This window comes from Metallosphaera yellowstonensis MK1 (assembly GCF_000243315.1).
GTDB classification, from domain to species: Archaea; Thermoproteota; Thermoprotei_A; order Sulfolobales; family Sulfolobaceae; genus Metallosphaera; species Metallosphaera yellowstonensis.
In genome coordinates, this window is the sequence record NZ_JH597768.1 from 380,309 (window position 1) to 397,956 (window position 17,648).

A 17,648-nucleotide genomic window follows, 5' to 3' on the forward strand; every position below is an offset into this window, starting at 1 on the left:
GTCACCTCAATTACGCTATTCCCAACTTCTGGGCTACTTCCGTAGCCTTATACTCTGGCTTCAGTTTAACATAAGCTTTCTTCTCACCGTGTGGAGTTATAACTACGTTCACTTTCTCCACCTTCACGTTGAAGGTCTTCTCAACCTCCCTTTTGATGTCCTTCTTGGTGAGGTCTCTGTCCACAACTATCACAATAGTGTTAACGTTTTCCATCAACTTTACTGCCTTCTCTGTGGAAATAGCCTGCTTGATCATTTCCTAACTACACCTCCTAACCTTTTATCAAGAATATCTAAGGATGACTCAGTAAAAATAGTGAGTCTGCCGGGATGACCCCCTGGAGCTAAATGAATAACACTAACGTCGCCTGCATAGACTACATCCACTCCAGGAAGGTTAGATGCGGCCTCGATTATCGGAAGTTTCCTGTCGTGAACCACTATTAGGGGACCCACAGTCTTCTTGTACCTTCTCCCTCTCATCTTTCCCTTCCCAGCCCTAATTCTCTTATTCGAGGCCCTCTCAAGCTCTTCTTTCAAACCTATCTTCACCAAATAGGCTTCCACGTCCTTGGCCTTACTTAGCTTTCCAACATCGTCTGAGACAACTATAGGCACTTCTCCTTGAGATTTGTGGCCTCTGGCCGTCACCACTTTTACATTTGCGGTGGCTGCTAAAGCACTAATCGTAGCAAGCCTCTTCTCCTTCTCGTTAATCCTCTCAACTATTCTCTCCCTAGTGCTTGGCGGGAACGCCAATCTCCCCCCGACAGTGTTGGGGGCGAGTGCCGCCTCACCGCTTCCCTTGACACGGGGAACTCTAGCCAGACCCAAATTTATACCGTAGCTCTCTGCAGTTGTTCTCTTCCCTGCCATCGGATCCCTTCCCTTGGGCTGAAGTCCCCTAGTGAATGAGGCATGAAATGCCCTTCTGATTAAGTCAGGCCTCACCGGGTAGCTGAAGAGCTCTGGAAGAGTGATCTCCCTTTCCTTATTTCCGTTCCCATCGAATACATGAACCTTAGCTTTAACTAAAGAGACCAACATCATGACTTCACCCTTGTTTACTATTCAGATCTACATAAGTTATCCTGGGGGAGGGCAACTGGGCCGCATAAGGCCTAATGGGATATCTAAGATATAAGGGCCTCTTTATGGCTCCGATAGTGGAACCCTCGATTATCATATAACTATTCCTCACCAACCCATATCTTACAAATCCGCCTTTAGGATTTATGGAATTAACATCATTAGAAATCTTGAAAATCCTTTTGTTGTACTCTGTCCTCCTATGATAGCCCGTCTGGCCAGGTTGCGGCACGTAACTTGGTGTGCCCAAAGAGGGTCCCTTGGTTCCAACTTTCCTACTACCCTTCCTATGTTTATGCCATCGAGGCAACTCCTGTACCCCATACCTCTTTATTACGCCCTGAAATCCGTGGCCTTTGGTCACACCTATTATATCCACTAACTGTCCTTCCTTAAACACGTCAGTTACACTCAAAGTTTTCCCAAGGATTTTCTCGGCATACTGTAGTTGAGACTTCAAATCACCTCCACCTATTTGAACTTCAACTATATCTGGAGTCTTCTTGCCCAACGAGGGTATCAGATACGGCTGGGTGGAAATAAGGAGCCTCAAGAAAGAGACGCTTTCGATGCTCGACTTGATCTTCTCTAAAGCTGGAGCCAGCTTCTCGTTACTCAGCTTTAACGTCTTTATCCTCCTCTGAATGTAGTTTAATTGAGAGCCAAGGTCGCCCCAGGCTTCTGCTATTACTGAGTGTTCACCCTTAGAATCGAGGCCATAAGCCCTTATGGCCAGAACGTTCAGTGGCGGTGTCTCCAAGACAGTGACTGGAACATATATTTCCTTGCCATACGTAGAGGAACTCTTGTTTTCATCGACCATGAAGACGTGAGTCATGCCCACCTTATACCCCACGAAACCCAAAGGTACAGGATTTTGTAGATTTAATACAGGGAATGATCTAGGGGACGGGAGTAACTCACGCGAGCGCTTTCGAGGACGTAATCCAGATGAACCTCTTCTAGGCGAGGATAACTTCCGATGACCCATCCTATTCCCCTTCTCCTATGTGTTGGAAGGAATACAAGTAATAAATCTGACTACTCGTTCCCGAGCGATCAAGAGTCCAGAAATTCAAGTGGTAGAATAATACGATTCACAAAGAAGACTGTAAACTCTTTTACGTAACTACTCGTTATTTTCAATTTTCTAAATATCGTTTTGACGTCGGTCATGTTCATGCAGTATTACCCAAGAATTCTCTCTTGATGATCTCCCAACTGATGACGGGCACTACTCACGATGATGGGTGGGAGAAGTTGGATGGGAGGGTATTGAAGTTTCCCTCGACCAGCCCCAATGACTTGAGGGTGACCGTGTATGATCCCTCAGCAGGGTGCCCGTGGCGGAATTAGAAGTGATTAAAGAAGGTAAGTTACGCCACGGGTAAACACCTGAATGGCTTGTAGGTGAGCTACCCCACCCTGAAGGTCGAGGCTTCCTGCTTCCTTGCCCCGCCTTGCCCAAAGGATAGAGGGCGGAGCTCCACAGACACTACGGGCCGCTCCCTCCCTGAAGAGGTTAAGTCTACGTTACCCAAAAGTACCGTAGGTGGGGCAGAGACTTACCTCATCGACCCTCGCTTTAAGCGAGGTGCCTCGGTGACGCTTACCCCGTCGGTGACTGCCATTATGTGGAAATGTTCAGATCTGGTATTTTAAATTTCTACAAAGGACTATCCGTCCCCGCCTCAGAGAGGGGAGGTCTTCCGCCCCTTTGAATCCCCGATATTTATATATAAGGATAACTCTTATACAAGTACATAATTGTATTGATTATTTTGTAAAAAATATTTAAGAAAGAATATAGTTCAATACGACCAACGCCGAGATCAAAGCTTCCTTAGACCTCACGTTAGCGGTACCCTGCTTGGGCAGGAAATTAAGGGATGGTACACCAGGGAAATGCTTAATCACTCCCTCGGATGGAGGGCCTATTAATAAGGCTAGGCCCTTGCGCTCATACATATCTAATATCTTTGCCTTCTCGACATATGGATCACCTCCAGATCTGGAGGCAACTATCAGGTTTTCCCTTCTCCTCACCTGATCTAATGTTTCGAAATTTAGCTCTGGACCCGAGTAAAACAGCGGGATATAATTGATGGAACGACAATTCGCGGAGTCCACTATCATTACGTAGCCTCGGTTTCCCCTACAACCCTTTATGCCCAAGTCACCGTTCTCACTTAGCCTAACGTCTCCCTCCACTGGGAAGTCAGGTACCCTGTGATGGCTAACGTCAATGGGAGATAATACGCCAACCTTAGACAGTAGAGGCATCATTTTAATGTACTTCTTAAGGTAAGGGGGGGTGAAGGCGTAGGTGAATATTGAACTAAGCTCCTTCCTCACACGATCATCCCCCCTCTCCTCTATCACTGTAAGTTTTGTGACCCTAAAGTCGGCTAAGGCCCTCAGCACGTCTGAAATTTCCTTAGTTCTGAGTAACCTTCCCTTAACTATACTGAATATTTCAGAAAATACTATGACTTCTAGTGGTTTCCTCCTAGGAAAAGGAAACATATTAGGTAGCCTTTCTCACACCTATAACGTAATTTTCTCCCTCTATGTCCCAGGAGTTTACTAGATCTCCTCCTTCACCGATACTCAACTCCTTAGCTCTAGTCTCGCTCATTATGTACTCCTTATACTTCTCTATAACTCCCCTACGATCGTCTGGGGGGAGTATATTCACTATGACGTAATCGGTTACGTTAAGGTTCATGATTTTCCTCATATACTGAATCCTCCTTATTATATCCCTCATTATGCCTTCCTCTTCCTCCTCTGGAGTCACTTGCCTGAGCATTACCAGAATCCCAGAAGAGAATGCTGAGGATACGTATTCACCCTTGACTTCCTCAGACACGTTAACGTGATCTCCAGTGAGTATTATATCTTCGCCATCGATGGAGGTCATATGTTTACCATGCTTGAGTACGTCCTTGGCTACTAAGTCTTTGTTTTCCTCTATGTATCTCAACACTTTGGGGGACAGCCTCTTGAAGTCCCTTCCTATGGCTCCCCTGTTAGGCTGAACCTTGAGTTCGCTGAATTTCTCAAACTCACTCATCCCGTAAAACTTTACCTCCTTGACGTTAAGGAGGGACTTGAGGAGTTCAGTCACTCTGGTTAGCCGCTCTCTAACCTCACCATTTCCAATGAAGAGGTGAGCGGTTAAGATGGGCCACCTCAACTTTATGTTAGCCTTAGCTCTGGCGTTGAGGCCAGCCTCTGCTATCTCCTTCGCTAAACTCACTAACTTTTCCAAATCTGGATCTATGAGGTCTGTCCTAAGCCTCGGTAAATCCTCCATGGAAACAGACTGACGTTTGCCGTCGACTACAAAATTCTGATAAACTTTTTCTGCAAAATGCGGTATCACTGCTGAGGCCATTATCAACCAAGACTTTAGCACATGGTAAAGTACTGTATAGAGCACAGTCTTATCTAGACTACTTCCCTCTTGCCAAGCCCTCTTCCTTGCTAACCTTAGGTAAAACCTACTCACGTCATCGACAATGAAGTTTACTAACTCGTTAGCAAGCTCGTGTACCTTAAAGTCCTTCATAGCCTCGATCACTCTTTGTTCCATGCTGTAAAATCTCGACAAAAGCCAAAGGTCTTCAACCCTGGCGTTCTCTATGGCCTTCTCCAGAGTTAGAGAGGACGGCCTGAATTCGTCCAAGTTCATGTAAAGTGATGTGAAGAGGAATACGTTCCATGCTATCTGAAGATCCCGGAGATTAAGTTCCAGGTTCCTCCAGGAGAACCTCATGTCCTCCCATGTTGTGTTCCGCAATAGCATGAGCCTTAAGGTATCCCTTCCAAATTTCTCTATGACTACTGAAGGCTCAACGTAATTACCTAGACTCTTATGCATCTCTCTACCCTGTTCGTCTAGCATGAAGCCGTGCACTAACACTGCTGAATACGGGCTCTTACCCTCAAGGATTACCCCGCTTCTCAGTAAACTGAAGAACCAGCCCCTAAGTTGGTCATGACCCTCCAAAACTAGATCCACAGGCCCCCACTCCTGCCATTTCTTCTGCCAATCCTCGCCTAGACTGGCGAAGAAGGCGACTCCGCTGTCGAACCACACGTCTGCAACGTCAGGTATCCTTCTTGCAGGGAGGCCACAAACGCTACACTTAACGGTTACAGAGTCAATCCAAGGCTTGTGAAGCTCCTTAGGTATCTCAGTGAGTGCGATCTCTTTCAGTTCCTTAACGCTTCCCACCACAGTTACGTGACCTCTATCACAAATCCATATGGGCAAGGGATTCCCCCAAAAGCGTTGCCTACTTATCACCCAGTCCCTTATCTCTCTGACCATATTACCTATCCTGGTCTTTCCCCACGAAGGAACCCAGTTCACCTTCTCTATCTCGTTTAGAAGGTCCGACTTCAGCACTGATACCTTGACGAACCACTGTTCTATAGCTCTAAGAATGAGAGGGGACTTACACCTCCAGCATATTGGATACCTGTGAACTATCTTGCTAGAAGCTAGAAGTGCATTACGAGCCCTCAGATCTTCGATTATCTTCTCTGAAGCGTCCCTAACATAAAGTCCCTTGTATTTCCCAGCTTGCTCGGTGAACTCTCCTCTGTCATTAACGAACATCACCAAAGGAAAGTTGAGACTCTTCCCGACCTCAAAATCAACATCCCCGTGACCTGGGGCTGAATGTACCAGCCCTGTTCCCTCCTGAAGAGTCACGTTCTGACCAGCATCTACAACAACATGGTATCGGTCGAGATCCCTCTGAACTTCCACTAAATCTTTGAGCGGATGCTCATATTCGACTCCAAGGAGCTCATCTCCCTTAAATGTCCTCTTTATACTGTACTTCTGTATTCTTGCCTCTTTCATCACCTCCTCTACCCTGGCTCTCGCTATCACATATACTTCTCCGTTGGCCTCTACCTCAGCATACTCGTAGTCTTTGTTTATCATGACAAACACGTTAGACGGGAGCGTCCAAGGAGTAGTCGTCCATATTACCAGGTATTTTCTGTCCTCTCCCCTCAGCTTAAATTTCACGTAAATGGAAGGATCCTCGAGCTCCTTGTATTCTGAGACTTCATAGTCTGAGAGGGTAGTTTCACATCTGGGACACCAGTGAAGGACCTGCACTCCTTTCTCCAAGAGTCCCCTCTCATGAGCCCTCTTTATTACAGCCCAAGAGTTACTGATGTAGTTGGAGTCAAGTGTTAGGTAAGGATTCTCCCAATCCATAAAGATACCTACATTCCTGAAGTTCTGGGTCATAGAGGAGAGGTTAGTGAGGGCGAAATCCTTACAGGCATTCACGAACTTCTCGACACCTATCTGGTAGATCTCCTGTTTCCTTGTTATCCCGAGCCTCTTTTCCACTGCTACCTCTATTGGGAGACCATGAGTATCATAACCCGGCTGATCGTTTACCTTATAGCCCTCAAGTCTCTTAAACCTCAATATGCAGTCCTTTATCACCTTATTCCATATGGTTCCTATATGAGGAACCGGAGCCGAAGGATAAGGAGGACCGTCTATGAAGAGGAACTTCTTAGACATCTTGGAGTTGTTCTCCTTTAGTTTCGTGTAAATCTTGTTCTCGTCCCAAAACCTGATTACTTCCTTCTCCACTTCCCTTGGATCAAACTTGGATTCTAACGCTTTTACCACAGATGAGCTCTCCACGATGAGGCTATAAAATTGGGAAACTAAAAAACACTACGTTAGCTTAGAGTATATAGCGTCTATCATCTCCTTCAACCCCACGCTTCCCCCAACGTCTTTAGTTAGAGACTTCCCTTCCCTATATACGTTGTAAATGGCCTCGGTCAGCGCATTTGAGGCCAACCTATATTTTTCCTGGTCACTGAGTTGGTACATCCTATCTAACATCATTGATACTGATAGTAGGAATGCGGTAGGATTAACTACTCCCTTTCCAGCTATATCGAATGCTGCTCCGTGAACTGGTTCGAAGAGGGACTTGTTATCCCCTATGTTAGCCGACGGTGCCAGGCCTAAACTTCCTGCTATTTGAGCTGCCTCGTCACTTAAGATATCACCATACATGTTAGTAGTCACGATTACGTCAAACATGTTGGGATCTTTCACTAAGTTCGCGGCAGCAGCGTCAACGTACATCTCGTTATATTGAACTTTACCCAAAAGCACAGATCTACAGGCCTTGGCGAAGAGACCGTCGGTGACCCTCATGACGTTGGACTTATGGACACACGTCACCTTTTTCTTTCTTCTCTGAGCCATCTCCAACGCGACCTCTGCTATCCTCCTGGAAGCCTTGTATGTTATCACCTTCATACCTACTGCCACATCTTCTGTTAGCTGATACTCCATGCCCTTGTATAGATCCTCGGTGTTCTCCCTCACGATTAGAACGTCCACCTCTCCGTATTTGGTCTGCACTCCTGGCAAGGATTTTGCAGGCCTTATGTTGGCATACATTTCATACATTTGCCTCAACTTGACTACAACGTCCATGGCCGTCTCGCCAACCGGTCCCTTAAGTATCATGTCTGATTTCTCTATCGTCTTCAGGGTCTGCTTGGGCAAGGCCTCACCATACTTGGCTAAGGCTGAATCCCCAGCTTCTACCTCAATTAATTCCAGATCTAAGTTATAATTTTCAATTAGTCTTCCTAGAATCTTTTTTGATTCAAAAAATATCTCTGGTCCCACACCATCCCCAGGTATGACTGCTATCCTAAATGTCATGTCGTGGTGTAAGCAGTTCAACCCAATTTATAACCTTTGGACCTCAATGTGTTCCTTATTGTTTCGACCTCCCCTCTTAGCTCGGGGTAGGTTCTCTCTATTACTCCTATCTCATACTCCATTATCTTGAGCAGTTCTTCTTCCCTTTGCCTCGGGAGAATCCCCTGGCCTATTCTCGTGAAGTGAACAAGCATATCTATGAAGAGCGCTGCTCCTCTTGAGAATGCAGGGTGAGTACAGGGGCCTAGTTGATGGAGGAGGTCAAGGTCTACCTTGGCTGGTTCTCCCATGGAGGAGAACCTGCACCTCGCAATCATGATACAGGGTACGTCCAGTATTGGTAACCCATACGTTATCTTGAAGTTAGTTGATCGCCCTACCAAAGTTTCATAAAAGAGATGAGGATCGTTTGTTACCATGACTGCACAGAAAGGAAACACACACAGGTTTGAGTAAGTTAAGGTGTTCCGGAAAGTCCTTACCGAGATGACCTCGTCAACGTGTAGCCCCAATGGTGATAGGTTAGGCTCCAGGCCATTAGTCCCTACTATAACCTCATAGATGCCCTTGGCGGGGAATAGTTCTTTAACGCTCTCCATAAACTCTTGAATGTTGAAGTCGGGAAATAAAGCTCGGGGGACAATAACAGGGCTTCTAGCTGGTCATCCATATGAGAAGAGAGTAGTTGAGAGCATAAGGAGAGATCTAGAGGGTCGAGTAGACGAAGTGAAAGTAGTAGAGTTGCAGATCCTTTTTTGGCAATTAAAATATTCCAGCTTAAGGAATCCAAAGGGGGAGATAGGGCACGTAGTAATGCCGTATTCTCCTAGTGTGAGAATGACCGGCAAGGCTGTGAGAAATGTCATGGAATGTCGTGACGGAGACGTCCTGCTTGTTGAAGGAGGGGAGTCCTTGTACGAGATGACCGTCCTAGCATGGGAGAACGGTTGTGGTGCGGTGATAGTGAGAGATAACAAGAGGAGAATCTCGGTCTCCCCTCCTCTTCTTAACCTTCTACCGACACCCCCTCCAGTTCCTCTGATCTATGTGAACGGGGCGGATTTTCCGAACTTAGAACCGATAGAGATAGACGTGGAGACGAAAAGCAGCGACTCCACGGGGTTAATTTTACGTGCAATAAAAAATGGAAATGAGGAAAAGATTATCATATGTTCAAATCACGACACGTGGCTTAGTGGAGACGACGTTAAGCTCGAGTCACACAAGGTCTTCGAGAAGCTAAAGTCAAATAAATTACAACTCGAGTATATCTCGTTTTCTGGAGTGGAAACTGGGACTCCAGGATTCGCATCCCTTTACTGGGGACATGGTGTCAGGGAATTTCTGGGGCAGCATCACGACTACAAATTCGCTATAGAAATTGGAAGGGGAGAATCCATAGTCATGTCACCAGGAATGGAGTTTCCTTCGATCCAAAACGTAACCAGAGGTCTCGATCCCTTCTCCATCACCTTTGAGGCCGTAAGAGAAGGTATACCCTCCATCTACTTCGGCATCCCCTCGGTAGATAACGTGGAACAGAGCTCTTCTTCTCTAGGTCATTTAATCAACGAATTATCTTTATTGAAGGGAAGTCTATGGAGAGTCAGTAGTTTTGTGAGGGATTACTTTGATATCTTGCTAACCTTACCAGTGGAAGTTAAGAGTTACCTCACGAATTTGGAAGGACTTACAGATAACAAGGCAGTACAGATCCTTTTGAAGAGACTGGGGAGGATAGTGGGCTTGCCTGGAGATTCCGTCGAGTACTACCCTTTTCATAAGCTTCAGGCAATTAGAAAAGCTAAAAGTAAGGCTAAGGTCTACGCTGAAGGTAAACCTTCTCTAACCGTATTTGGCATTGCAAACAACGAGTATAAGGGAACATATCTCTCCACTTTGGAAAGAGAAATAACCAAGGAGTATATTTATGAGATGTATAACGACCTAAAGGAACTCTTCTAGCTCCTTTAGACTATTGACAACGAAGTCAGCATAGAGCTCTGGAAACTTTACAGCCCCCTTTCTATCTACTAGAATTGACTTAAGGCCTGCCCTTTTGGCTGCAAGGCAATCCTTGACAGGATCATCCCCAACCATCACGCAGGACTCCTTAGGTACCTTAAGCTCCTCGCACGCAAAGATGAAGGGTTGAAGACTAGGTTTAGGCTTGACATTATTCTCGCCTCCTATAATTATCAGGTTGAACTTGTCTAAGTAAGGGAATTTAGAAATCCTTGACCTCTTATCACCACCTTCGCCATCACTGTTAGTGACGAGACCTAGCTTGTAACCCTTTTTCTTTAGGTATTCAACGATATCTAACGCGTCCTCAAAGGGGGTATTCTGACCCGCGATAGACCAATAGAGGCTAGTCCATTCATACAATTGTTCCTTGTCCACACTCTGCACTCCTAGTTCCTTCATCAACTCGCTCCACCACACGTTTCTGTCATACACCCCTTCAGAGTCCAGCTTAGATGATATAACTAGGAGTTTTTCCTTTAAGTAAGCCAAAGGGAGGGAGCTCACTCCTGTGTCCTGAAGGAAATTCTGAATATCTTGAGCTACAGACTCCAAGGCCTTCCTAGAGTTAGCTTCAAAATCTACTAAAGTGTTGTCAAAATCGAACAGTACTGCCTGAGTACCTTGAAATATATTGAATTCTTCCATAAAATTCACGTTAAAAAGTCTTCTACCTTAGGTAGTTCCTTGGGTAGTCCCTTCCTCTCCCTTATCTTGAGAACGACATCGTTTAATAGGCTATCAGGTACTGGAGCCCATCTGCTGAACTCCGTTCCCCAGAACGCTCTTCCACCAGTAGTACTCCTAAGGTCACTGGCCAGCTCATAGGATTCAGAAACAGGTATCTCTGCTAATACCCTTGCTACGCTCCCACTCTGGACCATATTGAGCACTTTACCTCTCTTCCTGCTTAACACCGCTGTAACGTTACCAACGAACTCCATTGGTACTCTGATGTCTAGTTTCTGCAAAGGTTCAAGGAGAGTTGGCCTAGACATGAGGAAGGCTGCGAATATTGCGTTCCTCACTGCTGGATAAATCTGGGCGGGACCCCTGTGTGCTGGGTCCTCGTGTATAGCGGCGTCGTGCAGTACAACCTTTATTCCCCTTATAGGTTCGTGTGCTAGGGGGCCCTCTCTCATGGCAAGCCTGTAACCTTGGAGCAGTGTATCCATTATCTCCCTAAGGTGCTGAACACCGCTGGTAGCGTCAACGAAAACGTTCACGTTCTCATCGATCGCTATAATCTTCTTGGCCTCATCGTAATCCCAGTCTGCTTGATCTCTAAGGATCTTGGCCATCTCTTTCGAATCCATATCCTCCTTTATGGTCCCAGTGGAGATCAGCTCTATGGTCTTCTCATTAAGAGGTTCTACACTTATGTAGAACTTGTTATGCTTATTGGGCGACTTCCCCTCAAACACTTGACTCTTATTTCTTACGCTCTCCCTATAGACCACGATGGGGGGAGTGGTTACGACGTCTACACCGTAATTATCCTTGAGTAACTGAAGTGACACCTCAAGGTGCAGGAACCCCATACCAGATAGCAGATACTCTCCAGTTTCTTCGTTTATCTTTACCACTAAGTTCGGATCCTCGATGCTGAGCTTCCTCAGCGCGTCTATCATCTTAGTTAGATCCTTTGGATTCTTGGGCTCAACAGCTATTGTCACTACCGGTTCGGACACGTAGTGAAGCTTCTCGAAGCTACCCTGTAAATCTTTGAACCTGACGTCTATTAGGGTCTCACCAGACCTGGCTCTCTCTAAACCCAAGACTGCTGCTATGTTACCAGCTGGAATTTCGTCAGCCAATTCCCTGAACTGACCCATGTAAATACTTACCTGGAGAACCTTTTGAGGGGCCTTCGCATTCACCAGCCAAACTTCAGTCCCAGGCCTTATGGTCCCAGAGAATACCCTTCCTGTGGCTACTAGTCCAGCGTGCGGATCAACCTTCATATCGGTTATCATCATTACGACAGGACCATTAGGATCAGCGTTTAACATGGATTTCGCCAGTTCGTTATCTAAGTCGCCCTTCCATATTTTAGGTATCCTGTACTTTTGCGCCTCTATGGGATTAGGAACGAATTTAATTACTGCATCCAGGAGAGCCTCATTTATAGGAACTTGAGCTGCCAGTTCATTAACCTTCGACTTGTCTGTTGTCGAATAAGCGTCAATGACATGCTTCATGTTTATTCCTTTCTTTTGAGCCATTGGAATACTGAAACCCCACCTGTCCTTAGCTGAGCCAAAGACAACGTTACCGAGAGACGGGTTTATGGACCACTTCTCCTTGAGTTCAGGTTCTGCGTAAATATTGATTAGATTATTGACCTCCTTGATAATGTCTAGAAGTTTCTGCATCATCTCCTGGGGTCCTAACTTGAGCTCTTTGACTAACCTATCAACCTTATTTATGAAGAGTATAGGCCTTACTCTTTCCTCAAGGCTCTGTCTCAGCACGGTCTCCGTCTGCGTCATTACTCCCTCTACAGAGTCTACTACTACGATCGAGCCGTCTAGCACCCTCAGGCTCCTCGTTACCCTTCCGCTGAAATCCACATGTCCTGGTGTATCGATTAGGTTAATGACGTAACCTTTCCCGTCTACCTCGTGATAAAGGCTCACGTTAGCTGCCTTAACTGTGATACCCCTCTGTTGCTCCACCGAGAGATAGTCCAAGGCTAAGGCTTCACCAGCAACCTTGGGCGATATAATTCCTGACGCGGCCAGCAATTGGTCGCTTGTAGTCGTCTTCCCGTGATCTACGTGCGCTATTATCCCTATGTTTCTCACTCTGGTTCTATCCTTCATGAGACTGAGAACTTGTTCTGATGTCTTGTACTTGGGCAAGCCTTACCACCGATCGTAAACCACTTAGTAGTTCGACCTAGGGGTATTAAAGTGTGATTCTGAGATCCGAAAGATTTTCACCCCCTCACAGCTAACCATCCCTAAGGTAGAAATAGATTAGCAGTTGTTAGATTTCCCTTGAAAAAAGAGCGGTAGTTAAGAGGAAGTCATATAACCACTGATAGATGTAGGCCAACCCTTAAAGGGGAACCCTCTGACTGTCACAGCAGTTATGGGATTTTCCCTTACAGCGGTTATTAGATTCCCCCTTGACTGCGAGATGGCTTTCGAGGGAAAGTGCAATAATTGCTCTCCCTTAGATATCGCCCTGTAAGTAAGGCGAAGTCTAATAACTTCTGCGTATGCCCTGAAAAGGAACCGTAAGATGTGTATTAGTGAAGTGTCGGAAAATTATTTTCAAAAGTATGAGGGCCTACTCGTCCTTCACTTCAAGGCGTGGATCTTCAGCCTCCCAAATATCCCCATTTAAGATAGATGAGTTGAGGGCTGGCTCTCCACTTCCTTTATCGGGTCGATGAGAGTCCCTCGTTTGTGATTGGTCTATCCTTAAATGTCATATTATTAACACGCTCCATACGTAAAATATTAACTTTCTTCACCCTCGAAGTAATCTAGGAGTGAGGCAAAAGACTTGTCAGATTTTTTGGCAAAAGGAGAATTGAACAATTTAAAGAGCAATTCGGCTTTTTTCCTACTACCAATAACTTTCTCTAGGTCAGTAACCGAGGCATTGCAGATCCTCCTTATGCTATTGAACTCCGATAAGAGTTTCACAGCAGTTTTTTCTCCGATCTTGGGGAAGGACTCAACCACATAGAGTTGCATATCTGCCAGGGACTCAAACTTAGGCTTATCGTGAAGGGTGATGGGACTTTCCTTCCGGGCATCTTGAAATTTCCTAGCTAAAGAGGATAGAATCTCTGCAGATTCTCTCTTATCCGTGGAGTATAGGATCTTGAGGTCGAAATCAACTGCTGCTGAAACTAGGGAGGAGTTTACCGATTTCCACTTAGCCGTGAGCTGTCTTATCCATTGCAGATCTCCCTCGATAAGTAAGATAGCTTCCCGATAAGAGGAAGTTAGCCTTTCGAGCTGATCGAAAAATCTCTTGTCAAAAATCGAGTTCACCAAGTCTATCACGTTTTTCCTCTCCACTACAACGTCGTTAGATATCACGTAATCCCCGACAGTGAGTTGTTCGTAGATCACGACGACTCCAAGTTCCTTAAGGATCTCAGGTACTCCAGATTGCTTCTCCCTAACATCTGCGTAAATTCTGAGCATCAACAACTAGAAACTAGGTCAAAAAACTTTAAGCTTTGGGTGGAGTCGAAGAGGCTCCTCCTTGAGGATAATACTTCTGCACCAGCTCGTTGACCTTCTTTTGTAAATCCTCAAACTGTTTCCTCAGAAGGCCCTCTTGTTTCTGATAGGTTCTACTCTTCAGCTCGAGTAACTCCTTTCTCTCGTTTAATTCATTTTGAACGTTGGTCCTGTCCTGTTTCACTAAGAGATTTCCCACTATCTTGTAAATCGGGGAGTCCTGTGGAAGATTGGACAATTCCTTGAGAACTTCGTTAACCTCTCTCAGCTCTCCTTCTATTACACTCTTTTCGTAAGCTAGTCTTTCTAGTTGAGATTGAAGCTGTTGTAACTTAAGAAGCTGAGTCTGTAACTCGGGAGGAATCCTTTCAGCCATTATGTTCTACCTCTTCTAACGTTCTCAACACACTGTATATCCAGAATATATAAGAGTTCATTATAGCTCTACATCGAGTTACGGTTTCGCACTTTATATCTATGGTTGGGCCCTCCGAAATTCTGACGAACTCCTTGTCAATGTCCTCTATTATTAGGGCTTTTGAGAGAGTACGAGTGACCTCCTCAGGTATACGATCCATGCTTATAATTATCCTTATCATTTGACTAATCTCATCCCCAAAACGAGCTGTCCATCCCTGCCTATAAACCTGACCTCACATCCATTTTCCTTAGTACTGGTAGTGACAGAGTAGACACAATTTCTCCTCTTCACTACTCCTAGATCTATAAGCATCCTATTTACGAGAGAACAGTTTGGATCTAAGTTGCCCAGGCACGCGGAGCCAACCCTCATCTGATATTTAGAGGGGAAGTCTGCGAGGAGGGTTACGCCATCTATCTTGAACTCATAGAGAGGAGAGTGGAGAGTCAAATCGTAGACGACCAACTTGCTGGGATTTCCCTTTCTAGAAGAAACAACGAGCAGTAGCCTCGCGCCCAAGATATTAGAAGCTTCTATCACTTCTGAGATGCTTCTCCTCCCTCTATTTATTTTCAGCGAACTAGGTATCATAAATTCTAAACCATTTAAAAAACTCCTAACTCTTGTGGAGGGATCTCTTGAACTAGTGAGGATTACCTCAACTTGGTGTGTAAGCCGCACCTGCCCACTTACTCCCGCACTTTCTACATTGCCATACGCCTGAGGCTATCCTGTAAACCTTCCCTTTTGTCTTACACACTGGACATAAGTGATCGCTATACCTCTTTTCCATTATTTCGCTCCACTTCTTCCTCAAAGAGGAGCCATATCTGGCTCCGAACCTGCCGGCAATCTTCGACCTCTTATTACCTGTCATCTGTTGTCACCTGAAACGATCGAAACGTACTTTTTAAGCTCTTCGAATAGCCTCTGGCTCGTAAGGGATGCCATGGATTCTGCTGCTTCGACTTCCTGAGATGAGAAGCTACCTTCACCGCTCTTCTGTATTCCGACTATATGACCATCATTAATGTAAGAGAACGATATCTTGGCGTCCATAATACCTTCTTCTTCCAGGTCTGGATCTATTACTAAGAACTTACCTATTTTAGCCACAGTGACTGTAACGACCGGATACTTGAGTGGAAATGAGACTACTTTCTCCTCCTTGTTTATTTTTACAGATCCATCCTCCTTAACGACCTTAGGTAATTTGGTATCGTAAAGTGCAGCTACTGCTGCCAAGGTACAAGCGTCAAGCACATTACCTCCATAATCTAGGACTGAAATGTCCACCCACACGGTCCACACCCTTTTCCCCTCCTCTATTACGAGAGAGGATAGATCTATCGATTTTGAGTCTCTTAGGCTCCTATCTACAACCCTAGAGAGCTCTATGGCGTTTTCATCTGGTGGGCCCGGCTCGAAGGTCTCATACGCCAGAGGAAGGAGCTCTGCGTTCACTACCAGATTTCCTTGGGCTGGAGTATCTGGATACGGTTCGTCCTCCTCAATCTTTACCCCAGCGAGTACGGTGGTGTCTCCCAATCTCACTAGTGCAGAGCCGTCGGCCTTCTTGGCGTACCCTAACGTAATAGAAATTGGTCTGTAGTCCGTGAATTTTCTGCCATCAGTTCTAGTTCCCTTTTCAAGCAGACTTACTATACTCTCTTTCTTTATGAGCGGAATTACGTTCTCGTTTGATGGTGTAACAGACATCTACACACCCTCCTCCTTAAGCTCTGACAGTCTGCTCCTAAGTACGTCTTTCTCTAGGTTGTATATCGTGTTAATTCCCTTGTATGCTAAGTCTAGTGCTTGCTTGAATTCTTCCCTAGACATATGACCATTTAGTTGAATGAGCGTGATCTGGCCCAATGAGGGCATCATTGCCACAGGCATATCAGCTTCTCCCCACATATCCTCTGGTTCATTAAGGTCAAGGACTATAACTCCATCAGCTTTTCCAACAGCAACTGCAGCTATTATATCTCTAACTGGTATACCAGCATCAACCACCGCCAACGAGGCTGCCATGAGTGACGCTAACCTAGTTCCTGCATCCGCTTGTATCACCTCCATGAAGATATCTATGGAGGACCTAGGAAATTGTTCAACCAATATGGAGGACTCCAAAGCCTCTCTAATAACCTTTGATAACTCTATTTCCCTTCGACTCGGTGCAGGACTTTTCCTCTCATCGGTAGAGAACGGCGTCATGTGGTACCTTACTCTCAGAACCGCTCTGTTGGGGAGGGCCAAATGTCTCGGATGCATTTCCCTAGGGCCGTACACAGCAGCTATTATTTTCGTGTTTCCTACCTCTACCAAAGAAGATCCATCTGCGTTCTTGAGAACCCCTATCTCTATCTTCATTGGTCTTAATTCGTCTGGTCTCCTGCCGTCAAGTCTTCTGCCGTCCTCAAGGATCAATCTAGGCTTCTGGACTTGCAACATTCTTATCACCCAATGCTTCACGGATCAGTTTTTTAATTCTATCAGTCAAACCCTTGGTATGGGACTCCTTCTCAATTGTTCTTATAGCCATTATGAGTATATTCTCTTTCTCCTTAGAAGGACAGTTAGCCCAAACTCTTCCATTTTGAGCAACTAATATCTCGCAACCAGTTTCTGAAATCAGCATCTCCAACATACTCTTCCCCTTTCCTACTACTCTAGGAACTTTTACTGGCATGATATCTATTACTATCCCTGAAGATACTCTCCCAAGCCCCTTACCCTTTACCGACAACACCGGATCAGTAGTTCTATCGAAACTATCTACCTTCGCTATGATATAATCACCTACATCTATGTATCTCCTCAGGTCCTCTCCTACATTGGCCGGTCTACCCAAGAGCGAGGATGCAGGCAGATATGCAGAGTATGGTGCCTTGATGTCAGTCATCCAGCCGTACAGTTCCACGTCCTCCACTAATCCTACAACGGTGTCTCCGACCTTAGGGTAATAGAACGAACCCTCCAGGGGAATGACCTCAAAGGTAGACTCTCTAACTTCCAATAGTCCAAGTACAGAAGAGTAGTACTTGTTTCCCTGTTTTATGATGTAGGGAGACCACGGTATTTGAAAGTTACCTTCGGCTATGAGATCCCCAGGAGCGACGATGGATCTAGACTGGAGATAGATTTTATTATTATTTCCCGACAT

Annotated in this window: 18 protein-coding genes and 2 pseudogenes; 2 read left to right on the forward strand and 18 right to left on the reverse strand. The window is 45.5% G+C overall.

The features are described from left to right. Positions 1-10: 10 nt before the first annotated feature. Genes METMK1DRAFT_RS09590 through METMK1DRAFT_RS09600 form a run of 3 tightly spaced genes read right to left on the reverse strand, consistent with a single transcriptional unit; the run spans position 11 to position 2,080 of the window. The gene (locus METMK1DRAFT_RS09590) at positions 11-256 is read right to left on the reverse strand and encodes a 50S ribosomal protein L23 (protein WP_009073475.1); all 246 of its coding nucleotides are present in this window, start codon (positions 254-256) and stop codon (positions 11-13) included. Next, positions 253-1,047 (reverse strand): 50S ribosomal protein L4, encoded by a 795-nt coding sequence (rpl4p, locus tag METMK1DRAFT_RS09595; RefSeq protein WP_009073478.1) that lies wholly within the window; start codon positions 1,045-1,047, stop codon positions 253-255. The genes METMK1DRAFT_RS09590 and rpl4p overlap by 4 nt, the downstream gene beginning before the upstream one ends. 7 nt (positions 1,048-1,054) lie before the next feature. Continuing rightward, positions 1,055-2,080: a 50S ribosomal protein L3 gene (locus METMK1DRAFT_RS09600; RefSeq protein WP_048087799.1), complete on the reverse strand. Its 1,026-nt coding sequence runs from the start codon at positions 2,078-2,080 to the stop codon at positions 1,055-1,057. Between the two features lie 196 nt (positions 2,081-2,276). Between METMK1DRAFT_RS09600 and METMK1DRAFT_RS19695 the strand changes: the two are divergent. Then, a pseudogene (locus METMK1DRAFT_RS19695) lies at positions 2,277-2,480 on the forward strand (hypothetical protein). 403 nt (positions 2,481-2,883) lie between these two features. Here the strand turns inward: METMK1DRAFT_RS19695 and METMK1DRAFT_RS09605 are convergent. The 5 genes and pseudogenes from METMK1DRAFT_RS09605 to METMK1DRAFT_RS20110 form a co-directional block, all read right to left on the reverse strand. Further along, a complete protein-coding gene (locus METMK1DRAFT_RS09605; RefSeq protein WP_009073481.1) occupies positions 2,884-3,615 on the reverse strand; it encodes a putative RNA uridine N3 methyltransferase in 732 nt (243 codons plus the stop codon). 1 nt (position 3,616) lies between these two features. Then, positions 3,617-6,778: an isoleucine--tRNA ligase gene (ileS, locus tag METMK1DRAFT_RS09610; protein ID WP_009073483.1), complete on the reverse strand. Its 3,162-nt coding sequence runs from the start codon at positions 6,776-6,778 to the stop codon at positions 3,617-3,619. A 33-nt stretch (positions 6,779-6,811) separates the two neighbouring features. Beyond that, on the reverse strand, positions 6,812-7,825 hold the full coding sequence (locus METMK1DRAFT_RS09615) for an isocitrate/isopropylmalate family dehydrogenase (protein WP_009073484.1): 1,014 nt from the start codon (positions 7,823-7,825) through the stop codon (positions 6,812-6,814). Between the two features lie 17 nt (positions 7,826-7,842). Continuing rightward, positions 7,843-8,115 carry a DUF447 family spectrin-like domain-containing protein gene (locus METMK1DRAFT_RS19700; RefSeq protein WP_342632955.1) on the reverse strand — a complete coding sequence of 91 codons (273 nt, stop codon included), beginning with the start codon at positions 8,113-8,115 and terminating at the stop codon, positions 7,843-7,845. After that, positions 8,116-8,424: pseudogene (locus METMK1DRAFT_RS20110) on the reverse strand (DUF447 domain-containing protein); the annotation flags it as partial. It abuts the gene before it with no gap. Between the two features lie 13 nt (positions 8,425-8,437). On the opposite strand from METMK1DRAFT_RS20110, the gene METMK1DRAFT_RS09625 reads away from it, so the two are divergent. After that, positions 8,438-9,790, forward strand: a complete 1,353-nt coding sequence (locus METMK1DRAFT_RS09625; protein ID WP_155812392.1) for a hypothetical protein — start codon at positions 8,438-8,440, stop codon at positions 9,788-9,790. Here METMK1DRAFT_RS09625 and METMK1DRAFT_RS09630 read toward each other — a convergent pair. The 10 genes from METMK1DRAFT_RS09630 to rrp4 all read right to left on the reverse strand — a co-directional run bounded on the left by METMK1DRAFT_RS09630 (position 9,773) and on the right by rrp4 (position 17,648). Continuing rightward, a complete protein-coding gene (locus METMK1DRAFT_RS09630) occupies positions 9,773-10,498 on the reverse strand; it encodes an HAD family hydrolase (RefSeq protein WP_009073490.1) in 726 nt (241 codons plus the stop codon). The genes METMK1DRAFT_RS09625 and METMK1DRAFT_RS09630 overlap by 18 nt on opposite strands. A gap of 5 nt (positions 10,499-10,503) precedes the next feature. Then, positions 10,504-12,714 carry an elongation factor EF-2 gene (locus tag METMK1DRAFT_RS09635; protein ID WP_009073492.1) on the reverse strand — a complete coding sequence of 737 codons (2,211 nt, stop codon included), beginning with the start codon at positions 12,712-12,714 and terminating at the stop codon, positions 10,504-10,506. Positions 12,715-13,320: 606 nt separating this feature from the next. Continuing rightward, positions 13,321-14,019, reverse strand: a complete 699-nt coding sequence (gene xpf / locus METMK1DRAFT_RS09640) for a 3'-flap repair endonuclease Xpf (RefSeq protein WP_009073494.1) — start codon at positions 14,017-14,019, stop codon at positions 13,321-13,323. A gap of 28 nt (positions 14,020-14,047) precedes the next feature. Next, positions 14,048-14,434, reverse strand: coding sequence for a prefoldin subunit beta (locus tag METMK1DRAFT_RS09645; RefSeq protein WP_009073496.1), 387 nt, complete (start codon positions 14,432-14,434; stop codon positions 14,048-14,050). After that, entirely contained in the window at positions 14,427-14,657 is a 231-nt protein-coding gene (locus METMK1DRAFT_RS18525) for a hypothetical protein (RefSeq protein WP_009073498.1), read from the reverse strand. Before METMK1DRAFT_RS18525 ends, METMK1DRAFT_RS09645 begins: the two co-directional genes overlap by 8 nt. Continuing rightward, complete coding sequence (locus tag METMK1DRAFT_RS15685) at positions 14,654-15,019, reverse strand: hypothetical protein (protein ID WP_172634129.1); 366 nt, start codon at positions 15,017-15,019, stop codon at positions 14,654-14,656. The genes METMK1DRAFT_RS18525 and METMK1DRAFT_RS15685 overlap by 4 nt, the downstream gene beginning before the upstream one ends. A gap of 118 nt (positions 15,020-15,137) precedes the next feature. Continuing rightward, positions 15,138-15,356, reverse strand: a complete 219-nt coding sequence (locus tag METMK1DRAFT_RS09660; protein ID WP_009073501.1) for a 50S ribosomal protein L37ae — start codon at positions 15,354-15,356, stop codon at positions 15,138-15,140. Further along, positions 15,353-16,198 carry an exosome complex protein Rrp42 gene (gene rrp42, locus METMK1DRAFT_RS09665; protein ID WP_009073503.1) on the reverse strand — a complete coding sequence of 282 codons (846 nt, stop codon included), beginning with the start codon at positions 16,196-16,198 and terminating at the stop codon, positions 15,353-15,355. The genes METMK1DRAFT_RS09660 and rrp42 overlap by 4 nt, the downstream gene beginning before the upstream one ends. Then, entirely contained in the window at positions 16,199-16,936 is a 738-nt protein-coding gene (gene rrp41 / locus METMK1DRAFT_RS09670) for an exosome complex exonuclease Rrp41 (RefSeq protein WP_009073505.1), read from the reverse strand. Next, complete coding sequence (gene rrp4, locus METMK1DRAFT_RS09675; RefSeq protein ID WP_009073507.1) at positions 16,914-17,648, reverse strand: exosome complex RNA-binding protein Rrp4; 735 nt, start codon at positions 17,646-17,648, stop codon at positions 16,914-16,916. The genes rrp41 and rrp4 overlap by 23 nt, the downstream gene beginning before the upstream one ends.